Annotated in this window: 1 protein-coding gene; it reads right to left on the bottom strand. The window is 58.4% G+C overall.

Going from position 1 to position 651, the window contains the following annotated elements; genetic code table 11:
* Positions 1-208 precede the first annotated feature (208 nt).
* On the bottom strand, positions 209-651 hold a 443-nt coding region (gene cmk / locus CAGGBEG34_RS00345; RefSeq protein WP_042687137.1), incomplete at its 5' end, for a (d)CMP kinase.

Raw genomic sequence — 651 nt, 5'->3', positions numbered from 1 at the left:
GTGATCGATGCGAACGACCTGAGCAGAGATGACTTCGCCAGTCCGCATCTCCTGATGGGCTACAGAGGCTTGAAACAGTGCGGCAAAAGATTCTTGATCGGAATCGGGAGAAGAGGAAGAAAGAAGTTGGGCAGACATAAGAAGCAGAAAATTCGCGACATTGGGCCAATATGAGGCGCTCAATATCCGCGGGTTAAAGGTTAAACACTCACGACTCTCCGGATGCGGCTCGCCACCACTCCAATATCGCGTCCACCGCTTGACCGGCAGACAAACAGGAGGTATCCAGCGTTTTCGCCTCCGCCGCAGGCACAAGCGGCGCGACCGCACGGGCGGAGTCGCGCGCATCGCGCTCGGTCAAATCGCGTAAAAGGCGGAAGATATTAGCAGCAAAACCCTTGTCAATCAATTGTCGATAGCGTCTTTGTGCGCGTTGCTCAACGCTTGCCGTCAAAAAAACTTTGAGACGCGCGTCCGGAAAAATGACCGTTCCCATATCCCGTCCGTCCGCAACCAGCCCCGGGTGAACGCGCCAGGCGCGCTGCCGCGCAATCAGCGCCGCGCGCACTGGCGCATGCGCGGCAATCCCGGATGCGCGTTGCCCCACGTCCTCGGCGCGGATGTCGTGGGATACATCGACGCTTTCCAGCG

The organism is Candidatus Glomeribacter gigasporarum BEG34, assembly GCF_000227585.1.
In the GTDB taxonomy this organism is placed as follows: domain Bacteria; phylum Pseudomonadota; class Gammaproteobacteria; order Burkholderiales; family Burkholderiaceae; genus Glomeribacter; species Glomeribacter gigasporarum_B.
The sequence above is the reverse complement of the archived record's forward strand: the minus strand, read 5'-3'. Positions and strand labels throughout refer to the sequence as shown.